Origin of the sequence: Immundisolibacter cernigliae (assembly GCF_001697225.1) — a bacterium.
Taxonomy (GTDB): Bacteria; Pseudomonadota; Gammaproteobacteria; order Immundisolibacterales; family Immundisolibacteraceae; genus Immundisolibacter; species Immundisolibacter cernigliae.
The window spans coordinates 3,118,717-3,132,170 of the sequence record NZ_CP014671.1 but is presented as its reverse complement, the minus strand read 5'-3'; the positions used below and the strand labels follow the sequence as shown (position 1 = coordinate 3,132,170).

General features: G+C 68.3%; 12 protein-coding genes. 4 read left to right on the top strand and 8 right to left on the bottom strand.

Translation table 11 applies throughout. The features are described from left to right. Nucleotide 1: 1 nt before the first annotated feature. The 5 genes from rsmA to PG2T_RS14690 all read right to left on the bottom strand — a co-directional run bounded on the left by rsmA (nucleotide 2) and on the right by PG2T_RS14690 (nucleotide 6,157). A complete protein-coding gene (gene rsmA / locus PG2T_RS14710; RefSeq protein ID WP_068807194.1) occupies nucleotides 2–766 on the bottom strand; it encodes a 16S rRNA (adenine(1518)-N(6)/adenine(1519)-N(6))-dimethyltransferase RsmA in 765 nt (254 codons plus the stop codon). Then, nucleotides 766–1,752: a 4-hydroxythreonine-4-phosphate dehydrogenase PdxA gene (pdxA, locus tag PG2T_RS14705; protein ID WP_068807189.1), complete on the bottom strand. Its 987-nt coding sequence runs from the start codon at nucleotides 1,750–1,752 to the stop codon at nucleotides 766–768. Before pdxA ends, rsmA begins: the two co-directional genes overlap by 1 nt. Before the next feature lie 9 nt (nucleotides 1,753–1,761). Next, complete coding sequence (locus PG2T_RS14700; protein WP_068807186.1) at nucleotides 1,762–3,024, bottom strand: peptidylprolyl isomerase; 1,263 nt, start codon at nucleotides 3,022–3,024, stop codon at nucleotides 1,762–1,764. A 29-nt stretch (nucleotides 3,025–3,053) separates the two neighbouring features. After that, the gene (locus PG2T_RS14695; RefSeq protein ID WP_068807184.1) at nucleotides 3,054–5,288 is read right to left on the bottom strand and encodes an LPS-assembly protein LptD; all 2,235 of its coding nucleotides are present in this window, start codon (nucleotides 5,286–5,288) and stop codon (nucleotides 3,054–3,056) included. 200 nt (nucleotides 5,289–5,488) lie between these two features. Further along, complete coding sequence (locus PG2T_RS14690; RefSeq protein ID WP_068807181.1) at nucleotides 5,489–6,157, bottom strand: HAD family hydrolase; 669 nt, start codon at nucleotides 6,155–6,157, stop codon at nucleotides 5,489–5,491. A gap of 112 nt (nucleotides 6,158–6,269) precedes the next feature. Here PG2T_RS14690 and PG2T_RS14685 point away from each other — a divergent pair, with 112 nt between their 5' ends. The 4 genes from PG2T_RS14685 to PG2T_RS14670 all read left to right on the top strand — a co-directional run bounded on the left by PG2T_RS14685 (nucleotide 6,270) and on the right by PG2T_RS14670 (nucleotide 10,328). Beyond that, nucleotides 6,270–6,773, top strand: coding sequence for an RNA pyrophosphohydrolase (locus PG2T_RS14685; RefSeq protein ID WP_068807178.1), 504 nt, complete (start codon nucleotides 6,270–6,272; stop codon nucleotides 6,771–6,773). Nucleotides 6,774–6,984: 211 nt separating this feature from the next. Next, entirely contained in the window at nucleotides 6,985–7,791 is an 807-nt protein-coding gene (locus PG2T_RS14680; protein WP_158513220.1) for a uroporphyrinogen-III C-methyltransferase, read from the top strand. After that, the gene (locus PG2T_RS14675; RefSeq protein WP_075968201.1) at nucleotides 7,788–9,050 is read left to right on the top strand and encodes a heme biosynthesis protein HemY; all 1,263 of its coding nucleotides are present in this window, start codon (nucleotides 7,788–7,790) and stop codon (nucleotides 9,048–9,050) included. Before PG2T_RS14680 ends, PG2T_RS14675 begins: the two co-directional genes overlap by 4 nt. Before the next feature lie 6 nt (nucleotides 9,051–9,056). Then, on the top strand, nucleotides 9,057–10,328 hold the full coding sequence (locus PG2T_RS14670) for an HlyC/CorC family transporter (RefSeq protein WP_068807169.1): 1,272 nt from the start codon (nucleotides 9,057–9,059) through the stop codon (nucleotides 10,326–10,328). Nucleotides 10,329–10,358: 30 nt separating this feature from the next. Here PG2T_RS14670 and PG2T_RS14665 read toward each other — a convergent pair whose 3' ends face one another. The 3 genes from PG2T_RS14665 to PG2T_RS14655 are packed head-to-tail and all read right to left on the bottom strand — an operon-like array spanning nucleotide 10,359 to nucleotide 13,399. Beyond that, complete coding sequence (locus PG2T_RS14665) at nucleotides 10,359–11,114, bottom strand: metal ABC transporter permease (protein WP_068807166.1); 756 nt, start codon at nucleotides 11,112–11,114, stop codon at nucleotides 10,359–10,361. Beyond that, nucleotides 11,111–12,013 carry a metal ABC transporter substrate-binding protein gene (locus PG2T_RS14660; protein WP_068807163.1) on the bottom strand — a complete coding sequence of 301 codons (903 nt, stop codon included), beginning with the start codon at nucleotides 12,011–12,013 and terminating at the stop codon, nucleotides 11,111–11,113. The genes PG2T_RS14665 and PG2T_RS14660 overlap by 4 nt, the downstream gene beginning before the upstream one ends. Before the next feature lie 12 nt (nucleotides 12,014–12,025). Continuing rightward, entirely contained in the window at nucleotides 12,026–13,399 is a 1,374-nt protein-coding gene (locus PG2T_RS14655) for a TonB-dependent receptor (protein ID WP_068807161.1), read from the bottom strand. Nucleotides 13,400–13,454: the final 55 nt, after the last annotated feature.

The following is a 13,454-nucleotide window of genomic DNA, read 5'->3' as shown; positions in this document are numbered from 1 at the left end:
CTCAGGCGTCCGCCAGGCGCACGAACTGGGCCACGGACAGCACCTCGGGCCGCAGCCCCGGTTCGATGCCGGCCGCAGCAAACTGGGCTTCTGTGACCACGCCCGACAGGCTGTTGCGCAGGGTCTTTCGGCGCTGCGCGAAGGCGCGCTGCACGACCTCGGCAAAGCGCCTTTCGTCCGCGGCCGGATACGGCAAGGTCCGGTACGGCGTCAGCAGCACGATGCGCGACTGCACCTTGGGCGCCGGCCAGAACGCCCCCGGCGGCACGATGAACAGCGCCTCGACCTCGCACGCGTACTGGATCATCACCGACAGGCGCCCGTAGTCCGGATCGCCCGGCGCGGCCGCCATGCGGTCGACCACTTCGCGCTGCAGCATGAACAGCATGTCGCCGATGACCGCCCGTTGATCGAGCAGGTGAAACAGCAGCGGCGTCGAGATGTTGTACGGCAGGTTGCCGAACACGCGCAGGCGCCCGCCGGGCGGCGCCAGGCTGGCAAAGTCGAAGCGCAGCGCATCGGCACCGAGCAGGTCAAGGCCGCGACCGGCAAAGCGCGTCTGCAGCTCGGCGGCCAGGTCCCGGTCCAGTTCGATGGCATGCAGCGCCCCGGCCAGGGCCAGCACCGGCTCGGTCAGCGCGCCGCGGCCGGGGCCGATTTCGACCAGCGCCTGCCCCGGCCGCGGCGCCAGGCTGGCCACGATGCGCGCAATCACGCCCGGGCTGTGCAGGAAGTTCTGGCCGAAGCGCTTTCTGGCCGGCTGCATCAGCGCCCTGCCCTGACCAGCTCGGCCGCCAGCGTCACGGCCGCGCGCAGGCTGCCGGCGTCGGCCTTGCCGCTGCCGGCCAGATCGTAGGCGGTACCGTGGTCGACCGAGCTGCGGATGATCGGCAGGCCAAGCGTCACGTTGACCGCCTGCCCGAAGCCGGCGTACTTGAGCACCGGCAGGCCCTGGTCGTGGTACATGGCCAGCACGGCGTCGAACGGCGCCAGACGCGCGGGCGTGAACAGCGTGTCGGCCGGCAACGGACCGGCCAGGTCCAGGCCCAGCGCCTGGCCCGCCACGATGGCCGGTCCGATCACGTCGATTTCCTCGCGCCCCAGATGACCGCGCTCGCCGGCGTGGGGGTTCAGGCCGCACACGGCGATGCGCGGGCGGGCGATGCCGAAACGGCTGCGCAGGTCGTGATCCAGGATGCGCAGCGTGCCGGTCAGGCCGTCGATGGTGAGGGCGTCCGGCACCTGCCGCAGCGGCAGATGGGTGGTCGCCAGCGCCACACGCAGCGTGCCTGCCACCAGCAGCATCACCACCTGGGCGGTGCCGGTGCGGGCGGCCAGGTATTCGGTATGGCCGCTGAACGGGATGCCGGCGTCGCAGATCACGCCCTTGTCGAGCGGCGCGGTCACGATGGCATCGAAACGCCCATCGAGGCAGCCGGCGACGGCATGATCCAGACCTTCCAGCAGCGCCAGGGCGTTGGCCGGATCGGGCCGGCCGGGCGGCGGCGAGCGCGGCAGGTCCACTTGCCAGACGCGCAGCGTGTCGGGTGCAGCCGCAGCGGCCGGCTGGTGCGGATCGAAGGGCTCGATGCGCACCGCCTGGCCGAGCGCCGCCGCGCGGCCCAACAGGTGCCCGGCGTCGCCGACGAAGGTCAGTTCGAGGTCACCGGGCGGCGCCGTGCGCGCCAGCTCAAGGCAGATATCCGGCCCGATGCCGGCCGGCTCGCCGACCGTGATCGCCAGACGGATCATTGCGCGCTCCTACAGGCGCAGCTCCACGTAGGCCTCGTCGCGCAGGCGCTGGACCCAGGCCTGGGTCATTTCTTCCGCCTTGCGCGCACGCAGGGTGTCGCGGGCATGGGCACGCCGGTAGGCTTCGGTGTCGTCGTGACTGCGCCGGCCGAGCACTCGGATCAAGTGAAAACCGAAGTTGGACTGTACCGGCTCGCTCAGTTCACCCTCGGGCAGGTTCTGCATGGCGCTGGAGAACGCCGGCACCACTTCTTCAGCGCTGACCCAGCCCAGGTCGCCGCCCTTGACGGCCGAGCCCGGATCGTCGGAATGGGTTCGCGCCAGGTCATGAAAATCCTCCCCGGCCAGAATGCGCTGGCGCAGGGACTCGATGCGCGCCCGGGCCTCGTCCTCGCGCCCTGCCTCGGCCTTGACCAGGATGTGTTCGACGTGGGTCTGCTCGACCACGTGACGGCCGCCGGCGGCATCGGACTCCAGCAACTTCAGGATGTGGAAACCGTTGGCACTCGGAATCAGGTCGCTGATGCCGCCTGGCGACAGATCGCGCACCGCGGCGACGAACGGCGGCGGCAGCTCGTCGGCATTGCGCCAGCCCAGATCGCCGCCTTCCAGCGCCTGCTGGCCCTTGGATACCACCACCGCGGTGCTGGCGAAATCGGCGCCCGCGATCAGCTCCGAATGCACCTGCCGTGCCTGGGCTTCGGTGCTTCGCACTTGCTCCGGCGTCGGGTCCGGTGGCAGGGCGATCAGAATGTGCGCCAGGTGGTAGCGGCCGGCGGCGGTATCGCCACCCTCGGCCAGGAAGCGCTCGACCTCGGCATCGGAAACGTTGATGCGGGCAATGACTTCCTTCTGGCGCAGCTGGGTGATGCGCATCTCGCTGCGGATCTGGTCACGAAAATCCTCGAAGCTGCCGCCGTCGGCGACGACTGCCTCGCGCATCTGGGCCAGCGACAGGTTGTTGCGGGCCGCGATGTTCTGCAGCGTGAAGTTCAGTTCGTCGTCGCCGATGTTGATGCCGGCCTGGTCGGCCAGCTGCATCTGCAAGCGCCGCGCCACCAGGTGCTCGAGCACCTGACGCTCGAACTCCCGCCGCGGCGGCGTCGCCGTGCCCCGACTGCGCAAATCCGCCAGGATGCGCTGCACCTCGCGCTCGAGTTCGCTCTGAACGATCACGTCCTTGTTGACTACCGCAACGACGCGGTCAAGGTTGGCCGCCGGTGCCGCCAACGGCAACACAACGGCGCACAGCACGGCGAGCAATCGTTTCACGTCAGGGCGCCTTGTCCACAGGGTCGCAATCAGAGTCCGTAGGCGTTGCGGTTGTAGCCGAACACCCCTTCGGTGAGCAGGTTTTCCACTTTGTTGCCGATGTTGGTCAGGCCCTTCAGTTCGAGTTCGAACAGGATGGCGCTGGTGGTCTCGCCGCTCAGATTGCGGATGTAGCGCCGGGTAACCACCCGCGCGCCCCAGCAGCAGCTCTCATAACCCAAACCGACAAAGCTCTCGATGACCTTGGACTCCGGCAGCGAGTAGTAAGACCGGCCCACCAGCTGCCAGTTCCGACCCAGCGGAATGACGCCCGACAGGTCGATCTGCTCCAGGCTGTCGGTAAGACCCGGTGCCGACAGGTCCGGCAGCTCGCGGCGCATGCGGTAGGACGCATTCAGCAACAGGCCACCGCTTGGCCGGTAATAAACACCAAACACGGATCGCTGCGTGCTGCCGCTGTCCGGATCCCATTCAAGGTCGCCACGGGCGGTCAGGGCTCGCGTCAGGCGCGCCCACAGCTCCGCGACGATGGCCGACTCGCGGCTGTCCAGCGCCGGGCCGGGACGCAGGCTGACCTGGCGATCACGCAGGTAGCGAATCTGGCCGAGGCTCGCGCGCAGCATCTCGACCCCGCTGGTGGCGCTCAGAAAACGGCTGGTGACCGCCGCGGTGACCTGGTTGGCATCGCCCTGGCGATCCGGGCCGGAGAAGCGGTTGGTACGAAACAGCGACTGGAAGCTGAAATCCGTATCGCCGGTGTCGAACACGGGAATGTCGTCCTGGTCCCGCTGCGGGATGTACAGATAGAACAATCGCGGTTCGAGCGTCTGCTGGGCACTCACGCCCCACAGGTCGAGGTCACGCTCGAAAAACAGCCCGCTGTCCAGGCTGACGATCGGCACCGAGCGGCTCGGCGCATCGTCCAGCCCCGGCAACTGGTCGTTCAGCTGGTACTGCGTGTAGCGAAAGCCGACCCGCGGCTCGATCCGAAACGCCGCCCGCTCCCACGGCAGGCTGATGCTGGGGTACAGGTCCAGGCGTGTGCCATCGACCAGGTCCGGGTGGTCGTAGGCGGTGTACTCGCTGTCCAGGGCGTAGTTCAGACCGCCGAACGTGGCGCCGGAGGTGTTGAACATCAGCTGCGGCAGGCGCCGGTACGGTCGCGTGCCGCTGAGCGTCTGGTAAGTCTCGACCTGCCCCATGACCCGCCAGTTGTCACCGTTGTAGGTGGTGTTTGCCAGGCGCTGCAAGTGGGTGGTGCTCACATCGCTGATGTCCTTGCCGAAGTCCTCGAAATAGGCGTCATCGGACACGCTGTTGTAGGTGAGGTAATGCGTCCAGCGCGGCGTGAAGGCACCTGACTGGGACATGAACAGGGCGTTGCGGTTGCGGTCGGCAACCTTGTCGGACGGCAGGAAACTGCCGCCGATCTCGCCCTGCACGTCAGTGAACAGGTAGCGCCCCAGGCCCTCCATCATCAGACCGCGCTTGCTCATGTAGCGGGGCGTGATGGTGGCGTCGTAGTTGGGCGCCAGGTTCAGGTAGTACGGCGCCCGCAGTTCGAAGCCGATTTCGTCGGAATTGCCGGCGCTCGGCGCCAGAAACCCGGACTTGCGCTTGTCGGAGAGCGGAAAGCTGAAATACGGGCTGTACAGGATCGGTATGCCCTTGAAGTCCAGCACCACGTTGCGCGCCGAGCCTTCGCCGGCGTCAAAATCCAGATCGACCTTGGACGAGCGCACCGCCCAGTCCCGCTTGCCCGGCGGACAGGTGGTGTAGAAAGCGCCTTCCAGCGTGTGCCGGCTGGCATCGCGGCGAATGATGCGCGTGGCGCGACCACGGGCCCGCTTCTCGCGCAGCGCATAACTGGCGTTCTCGATGGTGCCCTGGTCGGCGTCGATGTTGTAGGACAGGCTGCTGCCCTCGAGCATCATGCGGCTGTCGCCGAACACCACCGCGCCGGTGGCCACCGCCGCCTGGCTGTCGCGGTTGAACGTGACCTCGTCGGCGTTGAGTTGGCGATCGCCCTTGACGATGGCCGCCTGGCCGCTGAGCAAAATGTCCCCCGAGGGCTGGGCTTCGGACGACTCGGCCACCACGTAGATCGGCTGACCGCTGGCCTTGGCCCGCGCCGCCACGGCCGGATCCGGACCGATGAACTCAAACGCGCTGCCGCACTGGGCGTCGCTCGGCTGGCTCACCGCCGCCTGCGCAGGCGCACTCAGGATACCGGCCAGCAGCCCCGCCCAGGTCGCGCGCAGCATTCCGGAAACCGTTGAATATGAATGGCGCAAGATAAATACGGCCCAGGGCGCTGTCGGTAAATAAAACGCCCCGACGGGCGCGGGGCGTTGCGGATGCGCGGCGTGGTGCCGCACCGGCGAGCGACCTCGGCGGCCGTTCACGGGCGGCCGGGATGATACCAGAGCCCTGCCCGCCCCCGCCCGGCGCCCACCTGGCACCGTCATGACACCCCGCGCAGGCTGAGCTGCGACCAGCCACGGGCGGCGGCAACCGCCGTCAGTTGCGGGTCCGCATCGACCGCAACCGGCACATCCACCCGCTCCAGCAGCGGCAGGTCGTTGTGGGAATCGCTATAGAAATAGGTGTACGCACCAGCATAGCCATAGCGAGTTTGCCAGGACTCGAGGCGGGCTACCTTGCCCGCCTGGAAGCACGGCGGGTCCAGCGCGCGACCGGTAAAACCCTCCGCGTCGCGCTCCGGCTCGGTGGCGATCAACGCCGGCACGCCCAGCAGACCGGCAATCGGCCCGGTCACGAAACGGTTGGTGGCCGTAATGATGACCGGCATGTGGCCATCGCGGCGGTGGCGCTCGATCAGGGCCCTCGCTCCCGGCGCCACCCGCGGGACGATCCACTCGGCCACGAAGCGCCCGCGCAGTTCGATCAGTCGCGGCAGGGCAAGCTCCCGCAACGGGCGCAGCGCAAAGGCCAGAAATTCGTGGATGTCCAGGTCGCCGGCCTTGTACAGGGCGTAATAGCGCGCGTTCTGGGCCTCGTAGGCGGGGCCGTCGACCAGGCCGGCGTCGGCCAGGTAGCGCCCCCACAGGTAGTCGCTATCGTCGGTCAGCAAGGTGTTGTCCAGATCGAACAGGGCAAGCGTGCGGGCCATTCGGGGCCGTTCCTGGTAGGGCTGCGTGCTAACATCGACCGCAAGTTTACAGTGCCGTGCCAAGGCTTCGGCCCTTGCCGGCAGCGTACGCAATTGCAGGAAGGATCTCGCCATGATCGATGCGGAAGGCTTCCGGGCAAACGTCGGCATCATCCTGGTCAACGACGCCGGTCACGTGTTCTGGGGCCGGCGCATCGGCCAGAACACCTGGCAGTTCCCGCAGGGCGGCATCAAGCATCACGAAACGCCCGAGCAGGCGCTGTTTCGGGAGCTGCAGGAAGAGGTCGGCCTGACCTGCCAGGACGTGGAACTGCTGGGCGCCACTCAGGGCTGGCTGCGCTACATGATCCCGCGCCGCTATCTGCGTCGCGATCGGCCGCCGTGCATCGGCCAGAAACAGCTCTGGTACCTGCTGCGTCTGACCGCCGGCGAGGAGCGCATCCGCCTTGATGCCGATGGCACCCCGGAGTTCGACGCCTGGCGCTGGGTCGATTACTGGGCCCCGCTGACGCAAATCGTCAACTTCAAACGCGAGGTCTACCGCCTGGCGCTCGAAGAGCTGGCCGGTCGTGTGCCGACCTCGCTGGCCGCCCGGCCGCTGCAGCAGCGTGCCTGAGCCACCGGCGCCGCACGCTGCCTCGACTGCAAGCACGCAGTCGTCGCCAGTCGCCAGTCAGCGTCCGGAAACTGTCGCCCCCCCTGCGCGGCGACTGTGGCCGTTTCTGCTGGGCCTATTGGTGCTTGCGGCAATACCGCTCGCTGGAATGGCCGTCTGGTCGCGCATGTGGCAACCCCTGCAGGCACAACTGGCCAACCAGGCCCGCAGCGTGGTCGCGGCCGAACAGCGGATCGATTCCCTCGAAAACTGGCGCAGCACCGCCAGCGAAGACCTGGTCGCGCTCGAAAAGCGCGCGCGGGACCTGAACGCGCGCGTCGACCAGCTGGGGCCGGCGCGGCTTGCGGTCTGGTCGCTGGCGGAAGCTGACTACCTGGTGCGCAGCGCGCAGCGCGCGGCCGCTTTTGACTACGACCCGGCCCGCGCCGCGCTTGCCCTGAACCTGGCCAGCGCCACCCTGGCGCCGGTACCGGGCAGTGCCGGCGCGCGCATGGCCCTCGACAAAGCCCGAGCTGCCCTGGAACAGGTGCGTGTGCCGGATGTGGGCGTGCTCAGCAGTGAACTTGCCCAGGCGGCGCGTGCACTGCAGGTCTCCCCGCTGCGCGAGCCGGGGACCGCGCCCGTGGCAGCAGCCGCGCCCGGCTGGCGCGGCGCCGTGCAGCAAGCCTGGCAGCAACTGGGTGAAATCATCGTCGTCCAGCGCGTCGGCACGCCGGTTCAGCCGCTGTTGCGCCCACACGAGATCCAATACCTGCGCCAGCAACTGGCGCTGAAGCTGACTGCCGCCGACTTTGCCCTGCAGCGTCGCGACAGCAGCGCCTTTCAGCGTGAACTGGCCGACGTCCAGCTCTGGGCCGATGCCTACCTGAGCGCCTCCGAACCGGCCACGACAACCGCGCTGGGCACCGTCACCCGCCTGTCAAGCGTGGACCTGCGTCCGCCGCTGCCGGATCTGTCCACGCTCGGCGCTCAACTCGATGCCCTACGCCGCGCGACGGGCGCGGACCGCGGCCCATGAGGCGCCTGTTGTGGCTGCTGCTGGCGGCCGCGGCGGGCGTGCTGCTGGCGAACCTGGTTGCCGGGCAACCGGGCTACCTCCTGCTGGCGTGGGGAGACTGGCGAATCGAGATCCGCAGCTTGCTGGTAGCGCTGCTCCTGGCCGCGCTTCTGTTCGGCGCGCTGCATTGGCTGCTCGGCAGCGCCACCCGGGCCCGCCAGGCCTTGTGGCGGCGGCGCCTGCGGCGCCTGCTGCGGCGACGCGAACAGTCTGAAACCGACCTTGCGGCGGGCGTCCTGGCCTTGCTCGAAGGGCATTACCCGCAAGCGCAAAAACTGCTCCAGCGCAGCCGGCGTGCGACCGTGGCCCCGGCCCTGCACGCCCTGGCGCTGGCGCACCTGGCACAACTGCGCGCCGATCCGATCAGCCGCGAGCGCGAGTTCGCCGCCGCCCGCGCGGCCGCGCCCCACGCGCATCTGGCAATTGCCCACCTGCAAGCCAGGGCGCAGCTGGATGCAGGCGATGCGACCGCGGCGGCGTCCACACTGAAGGCCATGGCCGGTCACGACAGCCCGCGCCTGCTGGAACTCGAAGCCCGCCTGGCGCGCGATCGCCGGGACTGGCAAACCCTGCAGGATCTGCTGCCGCGGCTGCGCCGGGTCGGCATCATCGATTCGGCGCAGGCCGCGTCCCAGGAAGCCGAAATCGCCTGCGCGCGTCTGGCCGACAGCGAGGTACCGGATTTGCTGTGGCCGCAACTGTCGCGGCGACTGCGCCGGGACGGCGAAGTCCGGCTCGCCTACGCGCAGGCACTGCGGCGGGCCGGGCGCCACGAGGCGGCGCAGGAACTGCTCGGCGAGCTGCTGCGCGAGGACTGGCGCGCGCCAGCCCTGGATGCCTTCGGCCGTTACGCGGGCGATGATCCGCAGCGCCAGTTGTCGGTTGCCGAGCACTGGCTGGCGGCGCATCCAGACGATCCAGCCTTGCTGCTGGCGCTGGGCAGGCTGGCCCGACGGGTCCGGCTGTGGGCCAAGGCGCAGGCCTACTTCGACAGCAGCCTGCTGCTGGCACCGACTGCCCAGAGCCATCTGGAAGTGGCGCAGTTGCTGGAGGAAATCGGGCAGCCCGAGGCGGCGGCGGGCCACTACCGCGCCGGCCTGCGCCTGGCCCTGCTGCCCACCGCGTCGACAGTGGATGGGGCCGCTGCACCGATCCTCGCCTTGACAGCCGGTGCGCCGGCTGCCAATGATCGGGGCAATTTGCTGCCACACGAGGCCTGATCCTGCTTGGACGACGACTTACCCCTGGCGCTGCTGATTGCGGCGCTGATTGGGCTGGTTCTGTTATCGGGCCTGTTTGCCGCCGCCGAAACGGCGCTGCTGTCCCTTAACCGCTATCGCTTGCGACATCTGGTGCGCGCCGGCCACCCCGGTGCCCGCCGCGCAGACGCACTGCTGCGTCAGCCTGACCGTTTCATCGGCCTGGTGCAGCTGGGCAACAACTTCTGCGACATCCTGGCCTCCAGCGCTGCCACGCTGATCGCCCTGCAGGTGTGGGGCGATGGAGCCATCGCGCTGATGGCCGGGCTGCTGACCATCTTTGCACTCATCTTTGGTGAGGTCGCCCCCAAGACACTGGCCGCATTGCACCCTGAGCGGGTCGGATTTCCGGCCGCCTACGCGCTGTCGGCGCTGATGTCGGTGTTGCTGCCGATCGTGGTCAGCGTGAATTTTGTCGCCAACGGCGTACTGCGCCTGCTGGGGGTGCGCACCGGCGACGCCACGCCCGATGCGCTGGGTCGCGAGGAGTTGCGCAGCCTGCTGTTCGAGGCCGGGCATCATTTCTCACCCCGTCATCGCGGCATGCTGCTGCGCATCCTGGACCTTGAAAGCGTCGTGGTCGAGGACGTGATGGTGCACCGCAACGAGGTGCGTTATCTGGACCTTGATGACAGTTGGCCGGACCTGCTTGAACAGCTGCGCAACAGCCCTCATACCCGCCTGCCGGTATGTCGCGGCTCGCTCGACCAGGTGCTGGGCATGCTGCACCTGCGCCGCGTGATGCACCTGTTGGCCGACAACGCGTTCGACGCACAGCGCCTGCAGACCCTGCTGCAGGAGCCGTACTACGTGCCAGAAGGCACTGCGCTGACCCAGCAGTTGCTGCAGTTCCAGACCGGACACGAGCGCCTGGCGCTGGTGGTCAACGAGTACGGCGACACGGTCGGCCTGGTCACGGTCGAGGACATCCTGGGCGAGATCATCGGCGAGTTCACCGACACACCGACGGCAGTCAAAACCGACGTGCACCCGCAACCGGACGGCTCCTGTCTGGTGGCCGGCAGCGCCAGCGTGCGGGAACTGAACCGCACCATGGGCTGGGATCTGCCCCTGAGCGACGCCAAGACCCTGAACGGCGCCATCCTGGAGCACCTGGAGGACATCCCCACGCCGGCCACCAGCCTGCTGCTGGGCAACTACCCGGTCGAGATCGTGCAGACCCAAGGCAACGTCGTGCGGGTGGCGCGCATCGGCGTCAAATTGAAGCGCAGCGGCTGACCGACATCGCGCGCCGGACCGCCCCGTCGTTCAGGACGGCGTTCGATTGCTGGCGCGCGCCAGCCCGCCGGCCAGCACCGCCACAACCACCAGCATCAATACGATGGCCGCCCCGGCCGGCAGATCGAACAATCCCGACACCAGCAGGCCCAGCCCATAGCCGGCGACGCCGACCGCGTAGGCGCGCCACAGCCGCCCCGCCGCGGCCAGCGCCGGCACGATCAGGCTGGCGAACACCAGGTACACGCCGACCACCTGCACCGAAGCCGTGATGGTGAGCGCGAACAGAAGGTAGAAACCGAGCGGCGAGGCTTTCAGATTGCAGCCGAACCAGCCTGCCAACACGCCGGCCGTGACCAGCGCCAGCGGCAGCAGGCCGGCCCAGGTGGTCCACAGGATCTGTCCCACCAGCAGCTCCTGCAGGTGCTCGCCGGCGTGCGGGTCGTGGCTCATCAACACGATGGCTGCGCAGGCCGCCGCCACGAAGCTGACGCCGATCACCGCCTCCAGATGATCCGGGTTTTTCTTCTCCATCCAGCGCAGGCACAGCGCGCCGGCCAGGGCGGCGATCACCGCGCTGAGCTGGGTGCGCCAACCGTTCACCTCGAAGCCGAGCGTGCTCGCAATGACGATGCCCAGACCCGCGATCTGGGCGATGGCCAGATCGATGAAGATGATCCCCCGGCGCAGCACCTCCATGCCCAGCGGCACATGGCTGACCAGCACCAGCAGTCCCGCCGCCATCGCCGGCAGCAGGATGGTGGGCTCGAGTCCGTCGAGGGTCATGGCGCGGACTGCTGCAGGCGACTGAGGGTATCGTCGAACAGGCCGAACAGATCCTTCGCGCCCGGCGAGCCGCCGACGGTATAGGGCAGTTCCAGCGCCGGGATAGTGGCCCGACTGGCCAGCCATTCGGAGGCCTTGGGCGACTCGTAAGCGGTGCGCAATACCATCCGCGCCGGCGTCGCCTTGAGCGTTTCCAGCAATTCGGCAAGGTGGCCGGCGGTCGGCTCCATGCCGGGCCTGGGCTCCAGCTCGCCGATCACCTGCAGCCCCAGCCAGTCGGCGAGGTAACTCAGGTTACGGTGATGCACCACCACCGGCGCGCCCCGCAGGCGCGCGCCCTGCTGTTCCCAGCGCGCCATGGCCGCCGTCCAGCGGCTCTGAAAGTCCGTGTTGCGCTGCGCATAGCGGGCCCCGTTTACAGGGTCCAGGTCCGCCAGGCGCTTGGTCAAACCGTCGGCTACCCGGGCAATGTTGCGCGGGTCCAGATGCAGGTGCGGGTTGCCGCTGGCGTGGACGTCGCCCTGTGCGCGATCGAGCGCCGTGGGCCGCTCGATGATGCGGGCAAAGCGCGCCGCTTCGAAATAACCCGGCTGGCCGGGCTGGATGCGCGCATTGCCGGCCTCGCGCTGCAGCAGCGGTAGCCAGCCCATCTCCAACTCGGCGCCGGTGCAGATCAGCAGATCGGCCCGCCGCGCCTTGGCCAGCAGCGAGGGCCGCGCCTGAATGCGGTGCGGGTCCTGCAGCGCCGTGGTCGCCGAACTGACCTGCGCCAGGTCGCCGGCCAGTTCCTGGGTCAGCGCGGCCCATTCGGGCTCGCAGGTCAACACATTAAGCGCCGCGTTGGCCGCTGGCGCGGCCAGAAAAAAAGCAGTCAGAACGAAGACGAACAAGGATTTCATCGGGCAACTCCTTCAGAATTTGTGGGCGCCGTGCGCGCCGATGCTCAGGATGTATTGCAGGATGACTTGGTTGTCGGGATCACCCTCGAACGACTTGTCGCGGGCGAACTGCAACCGGAAGCGCGAGAACTCCGACGGCGAGTAGTCGGTCATCAGGCTCCAGCGGCTCGGATCGAAATCCACTGCCTCGAAGAACGCCCCGTTGGTCCCGAAATCCACCGAACCCCCATCCAGCCGGTCATAGCGCAGGCCCGTGCGCCAGCGCGGCATGAACTGATAGATGGCCTGCGCGTAGCCGCCCGACTGGGCGCTGGCGTAACGGTCGGTCAGACCCAGGCAGGCGCCGCCCGCTGCGGAATCGTCCCGGCACAGCAGGTCCCCGTCCTCGTCGCGATCGAAATACTCTGCCGCGAAGATGAAGTTGCGCTGCCTGGGGTTGCCGTCCGGCGCCCATTTCCAGACGAAGTCGGCCAGCCAGGCACTGGACCGGCCCGAGAACGCCGTCAGCGCCTCGAAGTCGTTGATGTCGTCCAGGAAGCCCTCGCGCTCCCGCGGCGATGCGCGCAGGTACGACAGACCCGCGCGCCAGGAATGCGCGACACCGACATCGCCACCGACATGGGCAAAAGCGGCCCAGGCGCCGGCGCCGTTCTTGTCAGCGCCGCCATCCGAGCCGGGAAAGAACTGCCCCTTGGCCACCTCGGCGCCCAGTTCCAGGAACAGCTCAGTCGGCGCCAGCCAGCGCAGTTGCAGGCCGTCCTGTTTCAGTGCTTCGCCGAACAGCGCCGAGTACATCAGGCTGTTGTCGGCAAAGTCCCAGGCGTGCGGGTGGCGTTCGTTCTGGTAGCCGATGCCGGACCGGAAGCGGCCGCCCTTGACCGTCAGGCCGTGGCCCAGACGCAGGGTCTGGAACCAGGCTTCCTCGACCTCGACCTCGTCGTCCGCCAGCGCCAGATTGACCAGGGCGCGCGAGTAGGGATCGACGTTGGCGCTGATCACCACCTCGGTGTGGTCCAGGGTGAAGCCGCGCTCGCCGTGCGCATGCTCGTCGGCCGGCAAAAAGCCGCTGATCGGCCGCTCGCCCCCGGCGCGGTCGATGTAGGCACCCTGCAGGATCAGCGAAATATCGGGATTGAAGGCGCTGGACGAGACCGGCGGTGGACCGGCATTCGCGGCGGCATCCTGCTGGGCGTTGTCGGCCTTGATTTCGGCCGTCTGCACGCGGCTCTCGAGCGCTTTCAGGCGCGCCTCGTAGTCGGCCTGAAGGGACTGGAATTTGCTTTCGAACTCGGCCCGCAGGGCGGCTATTTCATCCGGCGATGCGGCCCGGGCAGGACTCGCCAGCGCAACAGCAAGACCTGCTGCAAGCAACAGACGATGGAACATGGAAACACTCCCGTGACGGCCCGACAAACGGGCCATTGGTCGCGGCGGCCGATGG

What these genes read in the sequence shown, in the direction of transcription:
- PG2T_RS14655 (WP_068807161.1), bottom strand. Translation starts at nt 13,399, where the DNA reads ATGTTCCATCGTCTGTTGCTTGCAGCAGGTCTTGCTGTTGCGCTGGCG.
- PG2T_RS14690 (WP_068807181.1), bottom strand. Translation starts at nt 6,157, where the DNA reads ATGGCCCGCACGCTTGCCCTGTTCGATCTGGACAACACCTTGCTGACC.
- PG2T_RS14685 (WP_068807178.1), top strand. Translation starts at nt 6,270, where the DNA reads ATGATCGATGCGGAAGGCTTCCGGGCAAACGTCGGCATCATCCTGGTC.
- PG2T_RS14695 (WP_068807184.1), bottom strand. Translation starts at nt 5,288, where the DNA reads ATGCTGCGCGCGACCTGGGCGGGGCTGCTGGCCGGTATCCTGAGTGCG.
- PG2T_RS14660 (WP_068807163.1), bottom strand. Translation starts at nt 12,013, where the DNA reads ATGAAATCCTTGTTCGTCTTCGTTCTGACTGCTTTTTTTCTGGCCGCG.
- PG2T_RS14675 (WP_075968201.1), top strand. Translation starts at nt 7,788, where the DNA reads ATGAGGCGCCTGTTGTGGCTGCTGCTGGCGGCCGCGGCGGGCGTGCTG.
- pdxA (WP_068807189.1), bottom strand. Translation starts at nt 1,752, where the DNA reads ATGATCCGTCTGGCGATCACGGTCGGCGAGCCGGCCGGCATCGGGCCG.
- rsmA (WP_068807194.1), bottom strand. Translation starts at nt 766, where the DNA reads ATGCAGCCGGCCAGAAAGCGCTTCGGCCAGAACTTCCTGCACAGCCCG.
- PG2T_RS14665 (WP_068807166.1), bottom strand. Translation starts at nt 11,114, where the DNA reads ATGACCCTCGACGGACTCGAGCCCACCATCCTGCTGCCGGCGATGGCG.